The sequence below is a fragment of the Aquabacterium sp. genome (assembly GCF_029946005.1).
In the GTDB taxonomy this organism is placed as follows: domain Bacteria; phylum Pseudomonadota; class Gammaproteobacteria; order Burkholderiales; family Burkholderiaceae_C; genus Aquabacterium.
This window is the reverse complement of the sequence record NZ_JAQSDR010000015.1, coordinates 76521-98863: the sequence shown is the minus strand read 5'-3', so window position 1 is coordinate 98863 and position 22343 is coordinate 76521. Positions and strand designations below refer to the sequence as shown.

The following is a 22343-nucleotide window of genomic DNA, read 5'->3' as shown; positions in this document are numbered from 1 at the left end:
CACCATGGACATCGCTGCCCTGGCGCGTGGTGTGGCCCCTGCCGCTGGTGAGTTGCGCTACGGCTTTCGGGTCGCGGGTTTGCGGCTGGTGCCGGCGGCGCGGGTGCTGACCGAGATGATCGCCGAGGCGAAGATCTTCCCCGTGCCCAAGTCGGCCTCGGCGCTGGCGGGGGTGACCAACCTGCGCGGCACCATCGTGCCTTTGCTGGACCGCCGAGAAGTTCGCCGGGGCAGTCCCGACATCCGGCCCTTTCAGCACCGCGTGCTGGTGTTCGACCGTGAAGAGCAGCGCGTTGGCCTGTTGCTGGACGCGGCCCCTGAGTTGTTGAGCCTGGTGCCCGCCCCCGAAGGCACCACGCGACCTGGCACGAAGTTGAGCGCCTACCTGGTCAGGGCCTGGGCGCAAGCCGACCAGCCTGATCAGATCTGGTGGGAGTTCAACCACCGGGCCGCTTTTGAATCCCTGGCGCGTGGCGCCCATCCTGCATCCACCCCAGAAGAGGTACTCCCATGAAACTCAACATCCGCCAGAAGCTCTTGCTCGGCTTTGCGCTGCTGCTGTCCGCCTTGTTCGCGGTGGGCGGCTACGCCATCGTGCAGCTCAACCAACTGGAGCAGACGATCCGGATGACCCAGGGCAAGGAAGCCTTGCTGGGGCGCGCCAATTCGGCCCTGTGGAGCTTGCGCTACAGCCTGCCGCAGTACCTGGCCTTGGAAGACCAGGCCGCGCGCCAGAAGATCATCGACGAGCAGCCCGGGCTGTGGAAGGTGGTGGAAGACAACCTGAAGACCTATGGCGAAAGCCAGGGCCTGTCGGCCGAGGAACGTGCCCAGCACCAATCCCTGGTGGGCAGTTTCCCCGCCTACAAGGTGCACCGCACCGAATGGTTCAAGCTGGTCGTGAACAACCAGTTCGAAGAAGCCGCCGCCTGGCGCAAGAAGTACACCACGCCCACGGGCGCGGCCACCATCAAGGCCTTCGGTAAGTTGTTGGAAACCACGGTGCGCAATGACTCGGTCAAGCGCGAGATGCAGTTTCAGGAAATCGCCGTGGCCAAGCAGTGGATGGCTGGCATCGCCGGTGCTGCCGCGCTGGTGGGCTTGTTCGCCGCCTTCTTTGTGGTGCGCTCGCTGATGTTGCCGATCAACAAGCTGCTGGCCGCGCTGGCCAAGCTCACGGCGGGTGACTACACCGCACGGGCTGATCTGAAGAGCAAGGACGAGTTGGGCCGCTTGGGTTCCGCCCTCGACCGCTTGCTCGACGAGCGCCTGGAAGGCCTGAGCAAGCAAGCCAAGGAGAGCGAGCAGATCAGCAACTCCGTGGTGGAAATCATGCAGGCCATGGGCCAGGTGGCCACCACCAAGGACCTGTCGATCCAGGTGCCCGTGACCGAGGACGTGACCGGTGCCATTGGCGACGCCATGAACATGCTGACCAGCGAAACTGCCAAGGTGCTGAACAATGTGAGCGACGTGTCGCACCACGTGTCACGCGCCACCATGGCCGTCAAGCAAAGCACCGACACCGCGATGGCCTCGGCCGCGCAAGGCCAGACCGAGGTGGAGTCGGCCGCCCGCGAATTGTCGCAAGCCGCCCTGACCCTGACCGACATGGCCCAGATGGCCGCCAAGGCCAACGAGTCGGCCGAAGCCGCGGTGCGCACCACACGCCAGGCCCTGGCCACGGTGGACAAGACCGTGCTGGGCATCAACGAATCGCGCGATTTGATCCGCGAAACGGAAAAGCGCATCAAGCGCCTGGGTGAACGCTCGCAAGAGATCTCGCAGGTCGTGGGCCTGATCAACTCGATCGCCGAGCGCACGGGCATCCTGGCCTTGAACGCCTCGATGCAAGCCACGGCGGCCGGGGATGCCGGACGGGGCTTTGCCATCGTGGCCGATGAAGTCAAGCGCATGTCGGAAAACGCGCGTGAAGCCACCCGCGAGATCTCGACCCTGGTGCTGTCCATCCAGTCAGAAACGTCGGAAACGGTGCTGGCCATGAACAACGCCATCACCCGCGTGGTGGACGTGTCCCGCCTGGCCGACCAGGCTGGCTCGGAGATGAAGGGCACGCAGCAAGCCACCGATGCGCTGGCGTTCAGCGTGCGCGGCATCGCGGCCGCGTCGATCGAGCAGGCGCGTTCGGGCCAGACCTTGCAGGCACGTGCGCTGACCATCCAGCAAACCAGCCGTGACACGACCAAGCAGCTCACGCAGCAGAACGAGGTGACCAACAAGCTGGTGGGTTACGCCCAGGCCCTGGTGCGCGAGGTGGCGGTGTTCAAGCTGCCGCGCCGCCTGGTGGTGGCCGAGCAGTCCTGAGCCACGCTGACCACCGTCCCCTTGCTGGAGCACCCCTGATGACCGCCACCCACTTGCGTGAAACGCTGGAGCCGCTCCTGTTCGAGCTGTTCGACCAGGCGGCCCAGCTGCAGGACCAAGGCAGCGTGCCTTGCCTGCGGGCCTACCTGCAACGGGTCACGGCCTTGCAGCTGGCGGCCAAGCAGCACCAGCTGTTGGGCCTGAGCTATGTGGGCATGCTGGTGGAAAGTGGCTTGACCAAGCTGATCACGCTGGACCGCCCCGTGGCACCTGAGGAGTGTGACGCGCTGGCCGCGTGGCCGGCCCTGGTGCTGGGCGAGCTGATGAGCCCGCCGACGGATGATGCGGCCGCGTCATGGGCCGTGCTGCATGAGTTGCGCAGCCAGCCATGGTTTCCCGCCATTTCGCCGGCCAATGTGGCCTTGATTGAACGGCGCTTGGCCGAAGATGCGGGCAAGCTGGTCGAGGTGGAGGAAGCGCCTCCGCAGGTTGAGGCTGAGCTGGCTGCCGAGCCCGAACCACCGCACGAACCGGAGCATCAAGAGCCCGAGCCTGAGATGGAGGCCGACACCATCTTCGACATCGGCATTTGTGAACCGCAGGCCGGTGTGGCCCCGGCGGTGACCCTGGAAGAGCTGGCCATGCTCAGCGATGCCCTGCTGGCCTTGCAGTCCGACCTGGCCGCCCTGACTGCACCAGACCTGACCCGGGACGAGCGCGACGCCCTCTTCGACAACCACCTGGAGCAGCTGCACAACCTCGTCAATGCCGCCAACCTGCTGGGCCTGGCCGGCTTTCAGCAAGTGTTGGAAGTGATCCTGATCAACACGGCGGCCTTGCAATCCGACCCCGAGGCCTTGAGCGATCAACACCGGGCGGTCTTGCAAGCCTGGCCCACCCTGGCCATGGCGCATTTGCAAGCCCCCGGCGAAACCACGCCCGCGCAAGCCCTGGCCGACTGTGTGGCCGGCTCCGACTGGCCTTACCCCGCCGACACGGACACCCTGTCCGAGTGGGTCAACGCGATGACCTCGGTGAGCCTCGTGCGCGCACGGCCCTCGCAAGACCGCCCCGCCAAGGCCTTGCCCGCGCATGTGAACCTGAGCGTGCCAGCCGACATCGACCGCAAGGTGCTGGACAGCCTGCTGGTGGAGTTGCCACCGCATGCGCAAGAGTTCTCCGCCCTGGTGCAGCGCCTGTCGCAAGGCGGCACGCTGGACGATCTGGACCAGGCCCGCCGCGTGGCCCACACGCTCAAGGGCGCCGCCAACACCGTGGGCATCAAGGGTGTGGCCAACCTCACCCATGCGCTCGAAGACATCCTGGTGGCCTTGGGCCGCGAAGAGCGCCTGCCCACGCGCGAGTTGATGGACATGCTGCTGGAAGCGTCCGATTGCCTGGAGGCCATGAGCGAAGCTTTGGTGGCCAACGCTGGCGTACCGCCAGAAAGCCTGGCCGTGTACCAGAAGGTGCTGGACTGGGCCAACCGCATTGACCGCGATGGGCTGCCTGCGGACCACGCGGACATCATCGACAGCGCCGAGCCGCTGACCAGTGCCCCCGTGGCGCCCACCACGCTGGCACCGGCCCATGACGACGCGCCCGTGGCCACCACCTCGCCCGCGGCCGCCGAAGACGCCCAAGCCGAAACCTACCTGCGTGTCCCCGCGTCCCTCATCGACTCCCTGCTCAAGCTGGCGGGTGAGAACAGCATCGTTACCTCGCAGATCCAGGACCGCGTCAAGCGCCTGGGCGACAACATCAACGCGCTGCGCACGGGCTCGCGCCAGTTCGGCCAGTTGTCGGCCGAGCTGGAACAATTGGTGGACGTGCGCGGCCTGGCCATGCTGGGCGGCCACACCGGCGAGCTCGACGCGCTGGAAATGGACCAGTACAACGAGCTGCACATGCTGTCGCGCCGCATCGTGGAGTCCGGCGCCGACAGCCGTGAGTTCTCGCGCTCCTTCGAGCGCGAAATGGCCGGTTTGCGCGACCTGATGGCCGAGAAGGAGCGACTGCAGCTGGAAATCCAGCGCAGCATCCAGCGCACCCGCATGGTCGAAGTCGCCTCGATCTCGCCGCGCCTGCAACGCACCGTGCGCCAGGCCGCCCGCGTGCTCAACCGCTCGGTCGACCTGCGCATCCAAGGCGAGGCCACCATGGTCGACACCCAGTTGCTTGACCGCATCATCGACCCGCTGATGCACCTGCTGCGCAATGCCGTGGACCACGGCATCGAATCGCCCGACGTGCGCGAGACCCTGGGCAAGCCCGCCACCGGCACCATCACTTTGAGCTTCAGCACCGAAGGCAACAACGTGGCCGTGCGCTGCGAGGACGACGGCTGTGGCCTGGACCTGGGTGCCATCCGCCACCGCGCCTTGTCCCGCGGCCTGATCGCCCCCGATGCCACCTTGACGGAAGCCCAGGTGATGCGCCTGATCGTGCTGCCCGGCTTCTCCACCCGCGAGCAGACCACGCAACTGTCGGGCCGAGGCATCGGCATGGACGTGGTGCAGCGCGCGGTGGTGGATTTACGCGGCACGCTGGACATGGATTCGCAATCGGGCCAGGGCTCGCGCTTCGACCTGCACTTCCCGGTGCGCATGAGCACCATCCAGGTCATGCTCAGCCGCTCTGAGCACCACCTGCTGGGCATCTCGGTGCGCGGGGTTGAGCAGATCCTGCCCGCCCGCGAAGAAGTCGGCGTTGATGCGCAGGGCGGCCTGACTTACGCCCTGCAAGGCGAGCAACTCAACGCCATCCGCCTGGAAAAACTGATGGGCCTGCCGCACGAGGCGCTCAAGCAGCCCGGCGTGATGGAAGTGGCCATGATCGTGCGCGACGAGTTCCGCCAACGCCTGGCCATCATCGTGCCCGAGTTGAGCGACGCGCGCACCGTGGTCGTCAAGCCCTTCAACCCCATGATGCCGCACGCCCTGGGCATCGACGGCGCCACGGTGTTGGGCGATGGCTCGGTGGCCACGGTCATCGACTTGCCCGACCTGCTGCGTGATTTCACGGCGGGCCAAATGCCCGGGGTGGACGACGCGGTGGTGACCTCGCGCCACAAACTGCCGCTGTGCCTGGTGGTGGACGACTCGGTGAGTGTGCGCCGCACCATGGAGCAACTGATGCAGGACTCCGGCTACGAAGTCGTCACCGCGCGCGATGGGGTGGATGCCCTGGGCGCCGTGCAGTTGCGGGCGCCCGACATCGTCCTGGTTGACCTGGAAATGCCCCGCATGAACGGCTTGGAGCTGACCAGCGCCTTGCGCAACCGCAGCGCCACCAAAGCTACCCCGGTGGTGATGATCACCTCGCGGTTCACCGACAAGCACCGCCAGTTGGCCAACGACGCGGGCGTCAACGCCTTCCTGACCAAACCCTACTCGGAAGACCTGTTGCTGAACACCATTGACGGCCTCTTGCGCAGCGCCGCCTGAGCCCGGGTTTCCGGCCTGGGCCGGGGCCTGCGCGCAGCAGGTATTCTCTAGGGCATGTACGCCAAATTCTTCGGACTGAAGCACGAACCCTTTTCGATCGCCCCTGACCCGCGCTACCTGTTCATGAGCGACCGGCACCGCGAGGCGCTGGCCCACCTGCTGTATGGCGTGGGCGGTGGGGGTGGCTTCGTGTTGCTCACGGGCGAAATCGGTGCTGGCAAGACCACGGTGTGCCGCTGCTTCCTGGAGCAGATCCCCCGTCGCTGCAATGTGGCCTACATCTTCAACCCCAAGTTGACGGTGCAGGAGCTGCTCAAGTCGGTGTGCGACGAGTTCCGCATTCCCTACCAGCACCAGGGGCCGGGGGTGGAGACCGTCAAGGACTACCTCGACCCGCTCAACGAGTTCCTGCTCAAGACCCATTCGGTCGGGCAGAACAACGTGCTCATCATCGACGAGGCGCAGAACCTGTCCGCCGATGTGCTGGAGCAGTTGCGCCTGCTGACCAACCTGGAGACCACCGAGCGCAAGTTGCTGCAGATCATCCTGATCGGCCAGCCCGAATTGCGCACCATGCTGGCCCAGCCCGAGTTGGAGCAGTTGGCGCAACGCGTGATCGCACGCTTCCACCTGGACGCCCTGTCCGAGGCCGAAACCGCGCAGTACATCCGGCACCGTCTGGCGGTGGCTGGTTTGGCCCGGGGCAAGTTGTTCGACAGCCAGGCCGTGGCGCGCGTGCACCAGTTGTCGCGCGGCATCCCGCGCCGCATCAACCTGCTGTGCGACCGTGCCTTGCTGGGCGCCTATGCCGAGGGCAAAGGCCGCGTGGACAGCGACATCATCGAGAAAGCGGCCAGCGAGGTGTTTGACATCACCCGGGTGTTGGCACCACCGCGCGAACCGGCCGGGCGCATGCCAGCCTGGGGCTGGGGCCTGGTGGCCAGCACGACGGTGTTGGGCGTGGCGGGCATGGCCAGCGTGGCCTGGCTGCAGCATCGTGCCAACCCGGCCGCAGAACCCGTCGTGGTGGCCAAGGCGGCGCCAGCCCCCGTGGTCGCCCCACGCTCTGTCGCCCAGGTGGTGGCCGCTGCGAGCCCGGTGGCCGCCGCCGCGCCGCCGTCCGCACCCATCGTGGTGGCGGAGCCCGTGCTGAAAGCCAGCGCCGAGATCGCCTCGCTGTTCAGCAGCAAGCAGGGCAGTGAGCGCAAGGCCTGGCTGGAGCTGGCGCCGCTGTGGAAGCTGACCTTGGCCGAGGGCGACCCGTGCGCCCAGGCCCAGCAAAATCAAGTCCATTGTTTTAGAAGCAGCCGAGGGCTGGGGCTGATCCGCCAGCTGGACCGCCCCGGCATCGTCACGCTGAACGACGAAAACGGCCGCGCCACTTACGCCTTGCTGACGGCCTTGAACAACGACCGTGCCACTTTGAGCATGGGCGGTGTGTCCAGGACGGTGCCGTTGGCCACCTTGCTGAAGCTCTGGCGCGGGGATTTCGCGACCTTCTGGCGCGCGCCACCGGGCTACCTGCAATCCCTCGTCGATGGCAATGCGGGCCCGCTGGTGGACAACCTGGCCACGCGACTGGCCATCGCCCAGGGCGAGCCCGTGACCGCCGACAAGCGCACCTACGACGCGGCCCTCAAGGCCAAGGTGGCCGCTTTTCAGCAAGCCCACGGCCTGAGGCCCGACGGTGTGGCGGGGCCCACCACCTTCATGCAGCTCAATCGTGTCACGGGCGTGGACGAACCACGCTTGCGGGCAGGAGGATAAGGCGATGTCTTACATACTTGACGCCCTCAGGCGCGCGGATTCGGAGCGTGAACGTGGCGCCGTGCCGAGCATCCATTCACCGCCCGTGCCACCGCTGGCCGATGATCCCAGACCGCCACGTGGCAGCCAGTCTTTGGTGCTGGTCGGGGTCATCGTGGTCTTGTTGTTGGCCCTGGCCGGTTTGCTGGCCTGGCACCTGATGAGTGGCAAGGGGACGGCCCCGGTGGTGGTGGCTGAACCTGCACCCGCCGCCGATCAGCCTGCGGAGGAAGCGCCGCCCGTGCAGGCCGCCGCGCCCGCTGTGCCAACACCCGTGCCGGCTCCTCCCGCCCAACGGCCATCGCCGCCACCCCAGGCGTCCGTGGGGGCCACGCCCATCCTGTCCGTGCCACCGAGACCCGCCCTTGCCCCGCGTGTTGCCATCTCCGCGACCCCCGCGACCCCCGCGACCCCCGCGCCCACACCAGCCCCCACCGCCGAAGCCGACACCCGCATCTACACCCCCAGCGAACTGCCCGCCAACCTCCAGCGCGATCTGCCCAAGCTGGTGATCGGCGGCGCTATGTACTCCGAGACCCCGGCCAACCGCATGCTCATCATCAACAGCCAGGTCTTTCACGAAGGTGACAAACTGACCTCGGATCTGGTGCTGCAAGAGATCAGGCTCAAGTCTGCGGTGCTCAAGTACAAAGGCTACCGCTACGGCGTCAGCTACTAGCCAAGGCCATCCACCATGAAAACCCTCCAGACAGACGTCGCGATCATTGGCTTTGGCACGGCGGGCATGGGGGCCTACCGCGCCGCCAAAAACCACACCGAACGCATTGTGGTCATCCAGTCCGGCCCCTACGGCACCACTTGCGCGCGTGTGGGCTGCATGCCCAGCAAGTTGCTGATCGCGGCGGCCGACAGCGCCCATGCCATCGCGCAGGCGCCGATGTTCGGCGTTCACGCGGGCACGGTGAAGGTCGATGGCCCAGCGGTGATGCAACGGGTGCGCTCGGAGCGCGATCGCTTCGTGGGCTTCGTGCTGGACACCGTCAACGACTGGCCCGCCGAGCAGCGCGTGCTGGGCCGCGCCCGTTTTGTCTCGCCCCATGATTTGATGGTGGACGACCACACCCGCGTCACCGCTCAACGCGTGGTCATCGCCACCGGCTCATCGCCGACGATCCCACCTGGCTGGCGTGAAGCCCTGGGCGACCGGCTGGTCACCAACGACGAGGTGTTCGACTGGCAGACTTTTCCCCAGTCCCTGGCCGTGGTGGGCGGCGGGGTGGTCGGGCTGGAGCTGGCCCAGGCCCTCACGCGCTTGGGCGTGCGCGTCAAGCTGTTCAGCAAGGGGACCAAGCTGGGGCCTTTGACTGACCCGGACGTCAGTGCGCAGGCCTTCGCCATCCTGTCGGCCGAGCTGGCCATCGCCGCGCCTGCCGAGGTGCGCCAGGTCAGCCGCCAAGGCGACCAGGCCCAAGTCACGTACAGCGTCGATGGGGGCGAACACACCGAGGCTTTCGAGCAGGTGCTGGTGGCCGCAGGCCGGCGTCCCAACCTGGCCAGCCTGGACCTGGCCGCCGCAGGCATTGCCGTGAACGAGCGGGGCCTGCCGGCCTTTGACATCGAGACCGGCCAAATCGGCGACACCCACGTGTTCATCGCCGGCGATGTGAGCAACGCCCACCCCTTGCTGCACGAAGCGGCCGACGACGGCAAGATCGCGGGTGACAACGCCGGGCGTTTCCCGGACGTGCGGGTGCACCCCCGGCGCGCGCCTCTGGGCGTGGTGTTCACCGACCCGCAGATGATGCTGGCGGGCGCCAGCTTCAAGGCCTTGCAGGCCTCGGGGCAGGACTTCGAGGTGGGCGCCGCCAGTTTTGACGACCAGGGCCGCAGCCGTGTGATGGGCCAGAACCGGGGACTGCTGCGGGTGTACGGCGAGCGGCACACCGGCCGCTTCCTGGGCGCGGAGATGATCGGCCCCGCTGCCGAGCACATCGGGCACCTGCTGTCCTGGGCCGTGCAGCACCAGTTGACGGTGCAGCAAATGCTGGACAGCCCGTTCTACCACCCGGTGGTCGAAGAGGGCGTGCGCACGGCCCTGCGCGAGCTGAACCGGCATTTGCGCATGGGTCCGCGCCCGGTGGCGCGTTGCCTGGACTGTGGCCCGGGCGCCTGAAGATTCTCGCGGCGGTAAAAATTCGCCCGTCATGGGTGCAATGTCACCTACGATGGCTGCACAAAATAATATGGGATGAGGACCGACCAAGATGAAGGTCTCCGAGTCGAGCGTTGAGGAGTCCACCAACCGCCGCCAGTTCCTGAAGCCGCACCCGCGCGAGTTGTGGCAGCCCTACGTCGCGTTCGTGTCGCTGTCATTGGTGGTGATCAGCCTGCTGGCCACCATGGCGGTGACCAGCGTCAATGTGTTGGGGGCCTTGCGGGCCTATGTGGGCGGCGAAAGCCTGTGGTCCAAGGCCCGCAACGACGCCGTGCAGCATTTGCGCGACTTCGCGGTCACCCGCAACCAGGCCGATTTCGCGGCTTTCGAGGAAGCGCTCAAGCTGCCCCTGGGCGACCAGCAGGCCCGCGAAGAGATGTTGCGCAGCGAGCCCGACCTGACCGTGGTGCGGCAAGGCCTGATCGCCGGTGGCAACCACCCCGATGATGTGGACGGCATGATCACCCTGTTCCGCCGCTTTGGCGACCAGCCGGCCTTGCAAGAAGCGCTGACCGCGTGGACGCATGGCGATGCTTTGCTGGCGCAATTGAGGGTGGAGGCGCAGCGGCTGCGCCACCACGTGCACGCGCCAGCCGATGGGGTGATGGTGCTGGCTTCTCTGGAAGAAGTCCGCGAACTCAGCGATGAACTGGTGCTGGCCGAAAAACGTTTCAGTGCCAGCCTGGCCGAGGTCTCGCGCCTGACCGAGAAGGTCTTGATCGGCAGCACCTTGTTGGCTGCCCTGGTGTTGGCATTGAGCACGCTCTGGCTGGTTCGGCTTGCCCTGCGGCGTCAGGAGGCCCACCGGCAGGCGTTGGTCTCGGCCAACGAGCCCTGGATGCTGGCCGCCGTCGCTGCCGAGTTGGGCATGTTCGAGATGGCCGTAGATTCGGACCACATCACCTTGGATGCCAAGGCGGCCTCCCTGTACGGCGTGGGATCGAACGAGATGACGATGCCGCGTGTTCAGTTGCGCAATCTGGTCCTGGAGGAGGACATGCCGGGCATGGTGTCGGACATCACCACCGCGATGCAGACGGGCCAGCCTTTCAAGAGCACCTATCGGATTCGTCGGCCGGATGGCGTGGTGCGCTACTTTGAATCGACGGGCCAGCAGATCGAGGGCCAGGCGCCCACGCAGCGGCGCCTGGTGGGCGTGATGCGCGATGTCACCGAAGAGCGGCTGCGGGCCGAGCGGGCCATGCAGAGCGACGCGGCGGAACGGGTGGCCGAATCCCAGCGCAGATTCCTGTCGCGCTTGAGCCATGAACTGCGCACGCCGCTGAACGCCATCCTGGGCTTTGCGCAACTGCTGCTGCTGGACCGGGCCAATGCGCTGAACCCGGCTCAGGCCCAGCGCGTCAGCATGATGCTGGAGGCTGGCCAGCAGTTGTTGCGCATGATTGAGGATGTGCTCGACCTGACCAAGGTCGACGCGGGCGAGATCACCATCGCCTTGCAAGCTGTCGAGCTGGCCCCCTTGTGGCGCTCCAGCGCGGCCATGATCGAAGGGGTGCGCGAGCGCCATGGGGTGACCTTCGTCGACCGCTTGCCCCCGCAGCCTTTGTGGGCCAACGCCGATCCGCAGCGCCTCGTGCAGGTGTTCATCAACTTGTTGACCAATGCCTGCAAGTACAACCGGCCGGGCGGCCATGTCGTGGTCGAAGGCTGGATTGAAGAAGCCTTCGTGGTGCTGGAGCTGTCGGACGATGGCATTGGCATGTCGGCCGAAGACCTGGCGCAGCTGTTCCAACCGTTCAAGCGCCTGGCACCCATGGCGGAGACCATCGAGGGCACCGGCCTGGGACTGTACATCGTCAAGCAACTGGTGGAACGCATGAACGGCAGCATCGAGGTGCACAGCGAAATCGGACAAGGTTCACGTTTCACGCTCAGGCTGCCCATGGCGACCGCGCCGAAGTGAAGGGGCGTTCGGCGCGGTGCCTCAGAAGTTGGCGCTCAGCGTGACCCGGAAGGTGCGAGGCTCGACCGGGTGGAAGTGAACCTGGCTGATCGCATCGGCCGTGGGGCTCACGCGTGACTCGTAGTAGTAATCGATGTCGCTGGCCTGTCGGTCAAACAGGTTGAACACATCGAGCGACAACTTCAGGTCCTTGGTGATCTTGTAGCCCACGCGGGCGTAGGCCAGCATGGTGGACTTGGAGCGCTGGCTGTTGTCCTCGATCAAGGCACGGGGCCCGAAGTAACGCAGCTGGAACTGGCCGAACCAGGCGCCCAGGTCGGTCACCGTGGCGCCAAATGAGGCCACGGTGTTCACCGAGCCGGGGATGTGTCGGCCTTCATGCGGGGCGTCGCCTTGTGTGTCCTTGAAGCGCGCTTGCGAGGCGGCCAGGTCCAGGTCGAACAGCAACCAGGGGGTGGCCAAGTAGTGGTTGTTCAGCTCCACACCATGGCGCTGGCTGGCGCCGGTGGGTTCGGTCACGCCCGCATCGCCCACGAAAACCAGCTCCGAGCCCAGCTTGAGTTGCCACAGGGCCAGTGATGTTTGCAGGCCGGGGATCAGCTCGCTGCGTAGGCCTACTTCAAAGCCTTTGGAGCGGACCAGGGCGGGGGCTGGGGCCACGGTGCTGACCACGCCGCGCGCGTCATTGCTGTGAAAGCCCTGGCCGTAGTTCACGAAGTACTCGGTCTTGTCCCAAGGGCCGAAGATGAGCGACAGCTTGGGCGTGGCGAGGCTGGCGGTTTTCTCGCCTTCGCTGATGTTGGTGGCCTGGCTGACATGGACGTTGAGCTGGTCGGCCCGCAAGCCGGTCACGCTTTTGAACCAGGGCGTCCAGCGGGTCGCGTTCTCGGCGTACAGGCCCACGCTGGTCTGGCGCACGGTGCTTTGCCGGTCGTTGGTGGGCAGGCGTTGGCCATCCTTGGCGGCGTACAGGCCCACGGGGTCGATGCGGTCGTGGCGCACCTGCAAACCCAGCGTGTTGGTGCTGTCGTGGCCTGCCAGGGTGGTGTTCCAGCTGCGGCTGGTGGTCAGGCCGACCACCTTGCGGCGCTCAGCCTGTTCGAACTGGTCACCATTGACGGTGTCGTCCAGAAAGTAGGTGAAGTTGGACACCAGCTTCAGCTCGGACTGGATGGCGTAAGCGTTGAATTTGAAGTCGCCGTCGTCCATCGCGTGCAGCAGGTCGTAAGACAGGCTTAATCGCTTGGTGCGGCCTTGGTCGCTGGGGTCCACGGTGCCGAAGCGCCCGATCTGGCCGCTGTCGACCGCGCTTTGCGGCACCTGGTCGCTGGAGTTCCAATGCGCCGCGTAGGCCATCGCGGTCAGCGTGGACTTGGTGTTGCCTTCGACCAGGCTGTAGCGGAGTACGCCATTCAGGCGGTGGAATTTTTCAGGGTGCTCCCAAGGGCCATCGTTCTGGGCGGCTTCCAGGGCGTACAGCAGTTTGCCGGTGGTGAGGGCGGTTGAATTGGCCAGCAGGGCGCGCCGGTGGTTGTTCTCGCCCACGGTGACCGAGGCCAGGCCGCGCGGCAGGCTGTCGAATAAGCGGATGCGGGCCACGCCGGCCGAGGCGAAGTCGCCTTCTTCGGCGCCATAGGGGCCTTTGCGGTAGCTCAGGCGATCGACCAGTTCGGGGATCAACCAGTTGAGGTCGCTGTAACCCTGGCCGTGGGCGTGCGTGGGCATGTTCACTGGCATGCCGTCCACGAAGGTGGCGAAGTCGGTGCCATGGTCCAGGTTGAAGCCGCGCAAGAAATACTGGTTGGCTTTGCCGTCGCCGCTGTGCTGCGTGACGATGATGCCGGGCACGAACTCCAGCACCTCGGCCGGGCGCAGGGTGGACCGGTTCTCGATCAGCTTGGAGGTGACCACGCCCTGGCTGGCCGCATCAGACGTGCCGACCGCGTTGTTGTAGTTGCCGCGCACCACCGTGGGTTCCAGCTCGGTGGTCTGGGCCCATGACCAGGCGGTGCTCAAAGCCAGGGCGCTGGCCAGGCAGGTGTGGGTGAATGGGACGGTCATGTCAAGGCTTTCTGGTGATGGCGTTCCGCCCTCTACGCACGGGGCTGCTGGGTGGATGCATCGGTCGGGCATTGAGCGCCTCCATGGGCTGGCCCGTGGGGCACGAGGCGGTGCCGTTCACGAGGCGCTGAGTGCCGCTTGCCGCTCAAGGCAAAGACGCACTACTTCGATGGCGGTGAACAGGGCCAGGCTCCAGCCAAACACCGGCAAGGCCAGGCTCAAGGCGCCCGCCAGGGGCAGCAGCCACCACCAGGTTCGGGGTGGCAACTGGCGCAAGGTCTGGCGGCTGACCTGGGGCGCGGCCAGACCGCCTCGTGGGCGGCGCCACCACCACATCATCAAGCCCGACACCACCGAGAACACGGCGGCCAGCGCGGCCAGGATGAGCAGCCCCTGGTTCCACCCACCAAACTCGCCCCGGTGAAACGGGATGCCCACGGCGGTGGCTTTGGCCAGCGCGGGCAACTGGTCCCAGCCACTGCGGAACAAGGTCTGGCCCGAGTAGGCATCGATCACGCGCGTGAAGCGCTTGGTGGGCTGCGAACGGTCGAAGTTCTCGGCGCGCCACACGCCGTCGGCACTGCTCGGGGGTGTCAACTGAACGGCGATGTCGGGCGCCTGGGCGCGCACCTGCTCATGCGCCGCTTGCCAGCTCAGGGGCGTGCTGCTGCTCGCGCCTGCTTGCGAGCGCAAGCCCTTGGGCGCTTTGGGTGTGCCTTGGCCCAGGGCCTGTTGGGCGGCGCGGAAGTTGTCGCCGCTGTGCTCTGCCCAGGTCAATCCGGTGACCAGCACGGTGACCGTCACCAGGCCCAGCGCGATGGCAACGCTGGCGTGCAGGTCGCGCCAGGTCAGGCGTGGTGAGGCCCCCCGGCGGGGCCACAAGGCGCGCCAGCCAGGGCCACCTTGCGCCTGCGATTTGGGCCACCACAGGACCAGGCCGGTGGCGAACAGCACCAGCATCCAGCTGGCCCCCAACTCGATCAGCCAGCGCCAGCCATCGCCTTGCAGCGCGCTGGAATGCAGCTTCTTGGACCAGGTCTTGAAGCGCTGCAGCTCGGGCAACTGGCCCAGCACCTGGGCGGTGTAAGGGTTGACGTAGACGATGCTGCCGTTGGGCAGGCCATGGTCGTGGTCGCCCTGCTTGGCCTGGTGGTGGGCGTGGGCGGCTTGCAGGTAGACCTGCGTGCTGTCGGTGGCGCCATGCGCGGGCACCACGTGGCGCAAGGCTTCGTGCGGATGCTCGGCCAGGGCGGCGGCCACTTGCTGGTCCAGTGATGCCTTCGCGGTCGGGTTGGCCGGCACGGTGACGTGGTCCAGGTCCGCGTACAGCCGGGCCTCGATCTGCGGTGACAGGGCATAGAGCAGGCCGGTCAGCGCGGCAAAAATCACGATGGGCGTGCTGATCAAACCGGCCCAGAAGTGGATGCGCCAAAACAGGCGGTGCAATGTTTGGTTCATGGTCGGGGCCTGGTCAAAGCTTGAAGCGCAGTTCGGCGAACAGCGTGCGCCCGGGGTAGGGGTGGGATTGGTAGGCGTGGGCGTCCAGCGCATTGTTCACGCCCAACGCCAGTTCCAGTTGTTTCGTCAGCTGGTAACTGCCGCGCAGGTCCAGCTGGTTGACGCTGGAGACGCCGCCGTAGACATCGGGGTTGATGTCCAGGTTGTAGGCATCGTTGTAGGCGCGGCCTTCGTGGCGGTAGCCAGCGCTGAAGCGCCAATCGGCGTTGAGCTGGTAGCTGGCTTGCAGGGTGGCCCGCTCTTTGGGCACGCGCAACCACCACTTGCCAACCGAGGCTGGGTCATTGGCGTTGGCTTTGATCTTCGAGTGGGTGAAAGCCAGGGTGGCGTCCAGCGACAGGCCGCTGATGAACAAGTCCTGGGCCTGCCAGGCGAACTCGATGCCGGTGGTTTTGACGCGGTCCACGTTCTGCACGCAGGTGTAGCTGTTGAGCGCGATGGTGGCCACGGTCTTGCACACCGTGGCGTCGGTGGTCGACTGGCGCAGGATCGCGTCCTTCACGTCATCGTGGAACAAGGACACGCGCAGGCGCTGGGCTTCCCAGGATTTCTCGGCGCTCAATTCGACCGCGTCAGAGGTTTCGGGCTTGAGGTCCGGGTCTGAAAAACTGCGTGTGGTGGACGTGACCGTGCCGTTGTAAAGCTCTTCGACATTGGGAAAGCGCACGCCGCGTCCGGCGCTGAGCTTGAGGACCAAATCGTCTTGCACGCTCCAGGCGAGGGCGGCCTTGGGGGAATGACCGCGCAAGGTGCGCTGGGGATAAATCTCGGTCTTGTTGAGCGCCAGCTGGTTGCCATCAAAGGCGCGAAATTGCTCTTCGCGCCAGCCAAGGGTCAGCTTCAGGTCGTCTTGCAGGCGCCAGGCGTCCTGGGCATACAAGGCGATCACTTCGGTCTTGCCTCGGTAGTACTGGCTCAAGGTGCCTTCGCCCTGTCGCCAGTTGGCGGTGTCGGCCACCGTGTTGTCCAGCTTATAGGCATTGCGGTGCAGGCCAAAGGCCAGGGCGTGGTGGCCACCGGTCCAGTCACCGGCACTGGGCGTCCAGGTGCCTTGCACTTCGAAGGTGTTCCAGCCAGTGCCATCGCGGCGGGTCAGGGTGCCCGTGCTGCCGCTGCCAAAAGCCACCGGGTCAGGGCTGCTGGCCTGGCGGTTTTCATCGTTCAGGATGCGGTAGTCGGAGATCACCACCGAGCCGTTCCAGCCGCTGGCGTTGCGCGTCTTCAAGGTGGCACCGAGTTGCTGGTGGGATTCGTCGCGGGTTGAGGGGGCGAATGAGCTGGCGGGCAATTCAAAAGTATTGCCGTTGTTGCTGACGAGGAAGTAGTCCTTGGCAACGCCGGTGCCTTTCTGCGTATTGACCAGCGCGCCTTGCCACACGGGGTTGCCCGCAGCATCACGCAGGAAGGATGCATTGCTCATCTTGGTGGTGTTGCCCCACCACGAGGCCATGGCGCTGGCTTCAAGTGTCGGCGTGAAGCGGTAGCCTGCCCGCAGGTTCACCGTGTCTTGCACGGTGTGGTCGATGGCCCCCCCATTGGCGCCAAAGATGGCGCGCCTCAGGCCTTTGGCATCGGTGTCATAGACCACCCCGGTGACGGGCGTTGGCGTGGCAGGCTGGCTGGCGTAGGTTGGGAATGCATTGGTCGACACGTCCGCCGACACCGCCCCGTACTGCATCGGCTGCGAGGTCGAATCCTGGTGGTTCACATCGGCGGTGAACCACAGGCCGGTGTCCAGCTTTTGCCCCAGGTGCAGTGACATCTGCTGGGCATCGTAGTGGTCTTTGTGCCCATACTGCTCAAAGCTTTGGCGCGCCGCGATCACGCGCCCCGAGGCCTCCAGGCCCTTGGGCACGCGCTGGCTCACGGCCACGGTGGTGCCGATCGAGTTGCCTGGGAACAGCGCCGAATAGGGCCCGTAGAGCATGTCCACGCGCTCGATCGCCTCGGGCGAGATCATGTTCCAGCGCGGCGCATCAAAGCGGCCCAGGAAGTTCGAAATCAAGTAGCCATCCAGGTAGACCAGCGCGCGCGAAGGTTGCAGGGTGCCGAAGCTGCGCCCGGCGATCAGGGCGTTGCGGTCGCCGATGTAGCGCTTGCGCACGGTGGTGTTGGGGGCGTATTGCAGCGCGTCTTCGGGGTTGAAGAGGTTCTGGTCGCGCAGTTGTTCGGCCGTCTTGCTGGCGGTGGAGCCTGGCAGGCCCGGTGCCAACTTTTGCAGGCCGCCTCTGGCGCCGCTGCTTTGGCCGGTGACCACCACCGGGGCCAGTTCGGTGTCGGTGGCCACGCCTTGGGCATGGGCGAGGGAGGCACAACTGGCGGCGCAGGCCAGCGCCAAAGCGTGCAGGCGCACGTTGAATGCAAACATGTTTGAAACTCCAGGTCGGATCGGGTTCGCCCGGGCCAAGGCCGGGCGGTGCTCAGGGGCGGATCAGACTGAAGTGGGCGGCGCGCGCGCTTGCGAGGGTGCCCACGCGAACAGGCTGCGTGGGGCGTGCAGGAACAGGAAAGGCAGCTCGTCGGTGATGGGCGTGCTCAAGGCCATCACGGCGGGCGTGGCAGGCAGCATGGCGGCATCGTGCGCATGCACCAGGCAGAAAGGGCAGTGCTCACCGGCGTGCTCACCACTGGGCAGGCCGCCACTGGGATCAGCCCGGTCAGAGGTGGTCATGGCGATCAGCTTGTTGCCCGTGCTGGAACACACCTCGACCCAGCTGATGGGCGAATGCGACCAGGCCCGCATGGCATGCGACACCGTGGGCGCGAGCGCACCCATCAGGATCGCGCAGAGGGCGAGCCAGGCAGTCCAGCGGCGGTGAAGGCGTGTGAAGACCATGGGCCTCAAGTGTAAGCGTTGGGGCCTTGGAAGCCGTCGGCGCGGTAGGTCAGCACCAGGGTGTCGCGCCAGCCGTGTTCGCCCAGGGGTTGGATGGGGGTGGATTCGTGGATCACGCGGGCGTCGTCCAGCAACAGCACGCTCCAGGGCTCGTTCAGGGTGAAGCGCACGCCGTGGGGGCCGTCGGCCTCGAAGACGCGCGTCTCGCCACCCTTGACCTGGTGGCGTCCCACCATCACGACCGCCACGAAATCGACGCCATCTCGGTGGGCGCCCTCGGGAGTGGGGCGGCCAATGCCACCCGCCGTGTCCACGCGGAACTGGTGCGCCTCAATGAACCACTGGGCGACCGGCTTGGCGGCGTTGAACTGCTGACCCAGTAAGGTCAACAGACCGCGCCAGGCGGGGTGCTGACCGACATCGGCCTCGATGGGCTCGAACCAGCGTTCAAAGCCGCCGTGCAGCGCGTTGTAAGTGATGGGCTGCCAGTGGGCGCGGTGCGGCGCCTGGATCAGCTCGCCTTGGACGTTGTCCAGCACGTAGCAGCTGTGGCGCCGAAAGCGGTAGTGGCCACCGTCGCGCAGATGTGGATCGGCAGGCAGGTGGTTCCAGGTGCTGCGCAGGGGTTCCAGATTGGCTTCACTCATTTGCAATGAGGGCAGCAGGTCCGCAGGGCTGAGCAAGGCCCAGCCGTGGGTGTGCAGTTGGGCGGGCAGGTCCGCGAGTGGGGTGGGCGTGACGGCGTTCATGCGCCAATGGTCGCATGTTTGCGAAGTGCAAGCGGCATGCACAGGTGCCTAAATGGCCGTCGCGTCCTCAAGCACGCGGGGCCGATGTCCCGCGCTCCCGCATGCGGCGGTTGTCGGCGTACTTGAGCTCGTCGTCGCCACCGATGTAGCAGCATCGCGGGTCTGAAGGCAGGGTCACATCCTTGGCGAAACCCGCCAGCGAGTCGTGCACGAACGAATCGAAGAAGTCAATGACCAGTGGATCGGTGAGGCCCTTGTCGCGTTCGAACTCATCATCGTGCGCCTCGATCAGTCCGGCGTAATGGGGCCTGAGTTTGGCCTTGGTCGTCTTGGCGTGTTCCTTGAGGTGGGCCACGTCCTTCATCAACTGGCGGTCATAGGCATCCAGGTTGCCGACCAGCTCGCCGCCGTGGCTGGGCATGGTGCGCAGCTTGGCGCGCTCGCGAAGGTAGGGGTCGTTCAGTGCGTTGAACTTCGCCTTGGCTTCGAGGTAGGCTTTCTGCTGCGCCTGATGTGAAAAACCCGGCGCCCGTTGTGTGGCCTGGGCCCACTCGTCTTTCCTGTTGTTCATCTCGCGCGCGGCGGCCTGCCGTTCGGGGTCGTTCTCCAAGGCCGATTCCCGGGCCTTGAGTTCTTGCGTTTCCTGCTTGAACCGGGCCTCTTGGGCGTTGATGCCCACCACATCCTTTGCCCGGAGCTTTAGCTTGATCTTGCGAAACCGCCAGCGAAGGTACAAGCGGTTGTGCGCCAGCAAGGCCTCGCCCAGGCGCCCGGCTTGCACGCCCGCTTTGGCCAGGGTCTGGTTGAAGCGCTCCTGAAGTTCGGGGTCGAACTCGAAGTCGGCCTTGACCGAGGCGGTGTCCAGTGGCAGCAGGGGCACGCCTGCCAGCACGGCTTCGTCGTACATCTTGCGCAGTGGGATTTTGCTGAGCATCAAGCCACGGGTGGTGCTCTTGCCACCTTCGCCTGGGCGGTAGCCCCCGCCCACATTGGAGTGCGCGCCGGGATAGGCGATCTCTTCGGCGTTGTCGGGCAGTTGGTGGCCGTCCCAGATGGTGTCCAGCGGGAAAGAGTTGCGGATCTCGTTCATGGCCATCAGGTGCACGGTGCGCTTCACCAAGGGTGGCACCCGCAGGTTTTTGGCCCAGCCCATGTGGCCGTCCCACCATCCGGGGGTAGGGTCGGCGCCAGGTTGCTGGCCAAAGGCCTGTGCGGCCAGGCCGCTGAACGTGCTGGTGCGCCGACGCTCCAGCTGGGGCTCCAGGTCGGACCACTGCCTGGCGAGGAACAAGGAGCCGATGCCTGCACTGGCCGGGATGCCGACAGAGGCCACCGTGTCGAACAAGCCGAGGAACTGGATGGCCAGTGGCTTGTTGACGCTGCGCCAAAGGTGTTGGGTGGTGTCGGCTGGATCCAGATCGCAGCGTGACTGAACACGGCGGGCGAATGCCCGCGCCAGGGTGGCCCCGCGTGAGAAGCCGAAGACCGACACCTGGATGGCCTCGATCTTGTCGGCGGGGTGCTTGGCCACCGTGTCGTCCAGCCATTGCATGGCTTTGTCCAGCCGGGCATCGCCGTACTTGGCGAAAGCGGCGCCGTCGTCATCGCCGATGTCACCGATGTCGCGGAAGTAGGTGCCCAGGCCGGGGATGTAGTGAGCGTACAAGCCCTGTTCAGGCCTGTCCTTTGGATAGCCACGAAAAAGCCGCGCTACATTGGAGTGTTCGTCAGTGCCGAGGTCTGCATCATGGTTGTTGCCTGTCCCGTCAAAAAAGAAACCGACCTTGAGAACAATTTTGCAGGTATGCGGCAGCGGCCGATCGCTCAGCTTGCATTGAAGAGACCTGGCCTGATCTGCGAGACTCAATGCGCAATCGGGTGCGCGCGGAGCCAGCGACACCGGAGCCGACAAGGTTTCGCTGGCCGACGCGCTGGCCATCAACGCGGTTAAATTTTGTTTGAGCGAAGGCCCCGATGCACCCGTGGCCTTACTGCCGTGATTGTTTGAGTTGATCATGGGTGCAGTTGAGGTAGTTGTGGGTAACGCCAGGGCGTTCGCCTCTGTCGTCTTCAGGCAAAATTAGTCGAGGTGACGAGTGCCCTTGCGTAACGGCTGCCTCGACATGGCCATCGGGATAGATATGAACTTCCAGGGCTTTTGGCTTGCCATTGGACAGATCCACGGCTTGGGCCTCGGCTTCGCGCCACAGGCCTTTGCGATAGGCATTCTTTCTGCCATATATGCTGGTTTCAAACTCCATGCAGTACCCACCCACCCATCGCACTTTCAGCTTGATGGGCAGTGCCGTGCCGGGTTGGTAAGAGGCGCAGCACACAGATTTTCCGCCGCCAGAAGATGGTCCACTGACAAAGATGTTGCCCCCTCCCTGCCCATTGACCGTGAAGCTGTCAATGTAGTCATCGGTGTAGTTGTACCCCTGTATCAGCAACGATTGAGGCTCGCCCAATATGACGGCGGCCGTGCTGGCTGCAGGCGGTCCAGCTTGTGCGCAGCCCAGCAGCAGCGCGCTCATCACGCTGGCGCTGGCCATCTGAAATCGATGGCGCAAGGTCTCATGCCAATCCGCTTGGGTACTCATTCGGTCGTGGCCCCTTCAATTGTCTGAATCAAGTCAATTTTGCCTTGGGCGAGTTGGGCAATCCACGGTGCCCAGGATTTCTGTTGATGGAAGCCTTCGCCCAACTGCAAGGCCAGCACGCCCACCATCACCCTTTGGCCAAAAGCTTGAACTCGCCATTCGTCGGCCAGCTTCAGGCAGCGCTGTGTGAAGCTGGCGCGCTGGTCTGGGGGCAAAGTCAGAAAGGCGTCGGTGGCTTCACGCGCCAACTCCGGCATGACGCTGTCCACCTCTGAGGCATCCAGCAGGGCCTCGAATTGGCCTTGATCAAGGCTCAAGGGGCCCTCGAACACGTCGATGTCAGATGGGGGGCTCAAAGTGATGAGCCCCAATTGCTGAGCCCGGTCAAAGTAGGCCCAGGCGTTTCCCAAAGCCCAGTAGCGGCTGGCCTGCTCGGGGTACAGAGCTTTGTGCAACTCGGGCAACACACGTGGGTCGTAGCAACGCAGCAAGACGGGTTGGTTTTGCGGCAACATGGCCTCGGTGCGCTGGCGCAACCGCTCTGCCAACTGGGCCGCAGACAGTGAACTCGAAACCCAGGTGACACATGGCCCACGCAGCGCCCAATCCAGCGTTTTGGTCAGCAGTGGCCTGTTCAGACTTTGGTGGCCCTGGCCCGTCAAGGGCAGCAGCCATGGGGTCGCCAGTTCGGCCTGGGGTCTTGCATCAGCCAGCACAGACACGGCCCCGGCTGCGCGGATTTCTTGCAGGGCCCGCGGAACGGGCAAGTCGGATGGCATGGCAGCCATGTCGATGAGCGCGTAGACCGCTGTGTTGGCGGCTTGCGCTTCCACCCAGGCGGGCAAGGTTTGCAGCGCCTCTCTGGTGGGTTGCGGTGGTTGGGAAATGGGTTCGTGGCTCAT

General features: G+C 65.5%; 15 protein-coding genes. 7 read left to right on the top strand and 8 right to left on the bottom strand.

Annotated elements, in window-relative coordinates; genetic code table 11:
• Positions 1-4 precede the first annotated feature (4 nt).
• From PSV38_RS11760 to PSV38_RS11730, 7 genes are all read left to right on the top strand, one after another.
• Positions 5-514: a chemotaxis protein CheW gene (locus PSV38_RS11760; protein ID WP_300547635.1), complete on the top strand. Its 510-nt coding sequence runs from the start codon at positions 5-7 to the stop codon at positions 512-514.
• Entirely contained in the window at positions 511-2325 is a 1815-nt protein-coding gene (locus PSV38_RS11755; RefSeq protein WP_300547634.1) for a methyl-accepting chemotaxis protein, read from the top strand. The genes PSV38_RS11760 and PSV38_RS11755 overlap by 4 nt, the downstream gene beginning before the upstream one ends.
• Before the next feature lie 38 nt (positions 2326-2363).
• Positions 2364-5771, top strand: coding sequence for a response regulator (locus PSV38_RS11750; RefSeq protein ID WP_300547633.1), 3408 nt, complete (start codon positions 2364-2366; stop codon positions 5769-5771).
• Positions 5772-5825: 54 nt separating this feature from the next.
• On the top strand, positions 5826-7538 hold the full coding sequence (locus PSV38_RS11745; RefSeq protein WP_300547631.1) for an ExeA family protein: 1713 nt from the start codon (positions 5826-5828) through the stop codon (positions 7536-7538).
• A gap of 4 nt (positions 7539-7542) precedes the next feature.
• Positions 7543-8256, top strand: coding sequence for a general secretion pathway protein GspB (locus PSV38_RS11740; protein WP_300547630.1), 714 nt, complete (start codon positions 7543-7545; stop codon positions 8254-8256).
• Between the two features lie 15 nt (positions 8257-8271).
• Complete coding sequence (locus tag PSV38_RS11735; protein WP_300547629.1) at positions 8272-9711, top strand: dihydrolipoyl dehydrogenase; 1440 nt, start codon at positions 8272-8274, stop codon at positions 9709-9711.
• A gap of 91 nt (positions 9712-9802) precedes the next feature.
• Positions 9803-11677, top strand: coding sequence for a PAS domain-containing sensor histidine kinase (locus tag PSV38_RS11730; protein ID WP_300547627.1), 1875 nt, complete (start codon positions 9803-9805; stop codon positions 11675-11677).
• A gap of 21 nt (positions 11678-11698) precedes the next feature.
• Here PSV38_RS11730 and PSV38_RS11725 read toward each other — a convergent pair whose 3' ends face one another.
• From PSV38_RS11725 to PSV38_RS11690, 8 genes are all read right to left on the bottom strand, one after another.
• Positions 11699-13738 carry a TonB-dependent receptor gene (locus tag PSV38_RS11725; protein ID WP_300547626.1) on the bottom strand — a complete coding sequence of 680 codons (2040 nt, stop codon included), beginning with the start codon at positions 13736-13738 and terminating at the stop codon, positions 11699-11701.
• Positions 13739-13855: 117 nt separating this feature from the next.
• The gene (locus PSV38_RS11720) at positions 13856-15196 is read right to left on the bottom strand and encodes a PepSY domain-containing protein (protein WP_300547625.1); all 1341 of its coding nucleotides are present in this window, start codon (positions 15194-15196) and stop codon (positions 13856-13858) included.
• A gap of 13 nt (positions 15197-15209) precedes the next feature.
• Entirely contained in the window at positions 15210-17624 is a 2415-nt protein-coding gene (locus PSV38_RS11715) for a TonB-dependent receptor (protein WP_300547623.1), read from the bottom strand.
• Between the two features lie 63 nt (positions 17625-17687).
• The gene (locus PSV38_RS11710) at positions 17688-18092 is read right to left on the bottom strand and encodes a DUF2946 domain-containing protein (RefSeq protein ID WP_300547622.1); all 405 of its coding nucleotides are present in this window, start codon (positions 18090-18092) and stop codon (positions 17688-17690) included.
• Positions 18093-18097: 5 nt separating this feature from the next.
• Entirely contained in the window at positions 18098-18841 is a 744-nt protein-coding gene (locus PSV38_RS11705) for a 2OG-Fe dioxygenase family protein (protein WP_300547620.1), read from the bottom strand.
• A gap of 67 nt (positions 18842-18908) precedes the next feature.
• Positions 18909-20780, bottom strand: a complete 1872-nt coding sequence (locus tag PSV38_RS11700) for a DUF2235 domain-containing protein (protein WP_300547921.1) — start codon at positions 20778-20780, stop codon at positions 18909-18911.
• 49 nt (positions 20781-20829) lie between these two features.
• Positions 20830-21375, bottom strand: coding sequence for a DUF3304 domain-containing protein (locus PSV38_RS11695; protein WP_300547618.1), 546 nt, complete (start codon positions 21373-21375; stop codon positions 20830-20832).
• A 62-nt stretch (positions 21376-21437) separates the two neighbouring features.
• Positions 21438-22343: a DUF4123 domain-containing protein gene (locus tag PSV38_RS11690; protein WP_300547617.1), complete on the bottom strand. Its 906-nt coding sequence runs from the start codon at positions 22341-22343 to the stop codon at positions 21438-21440.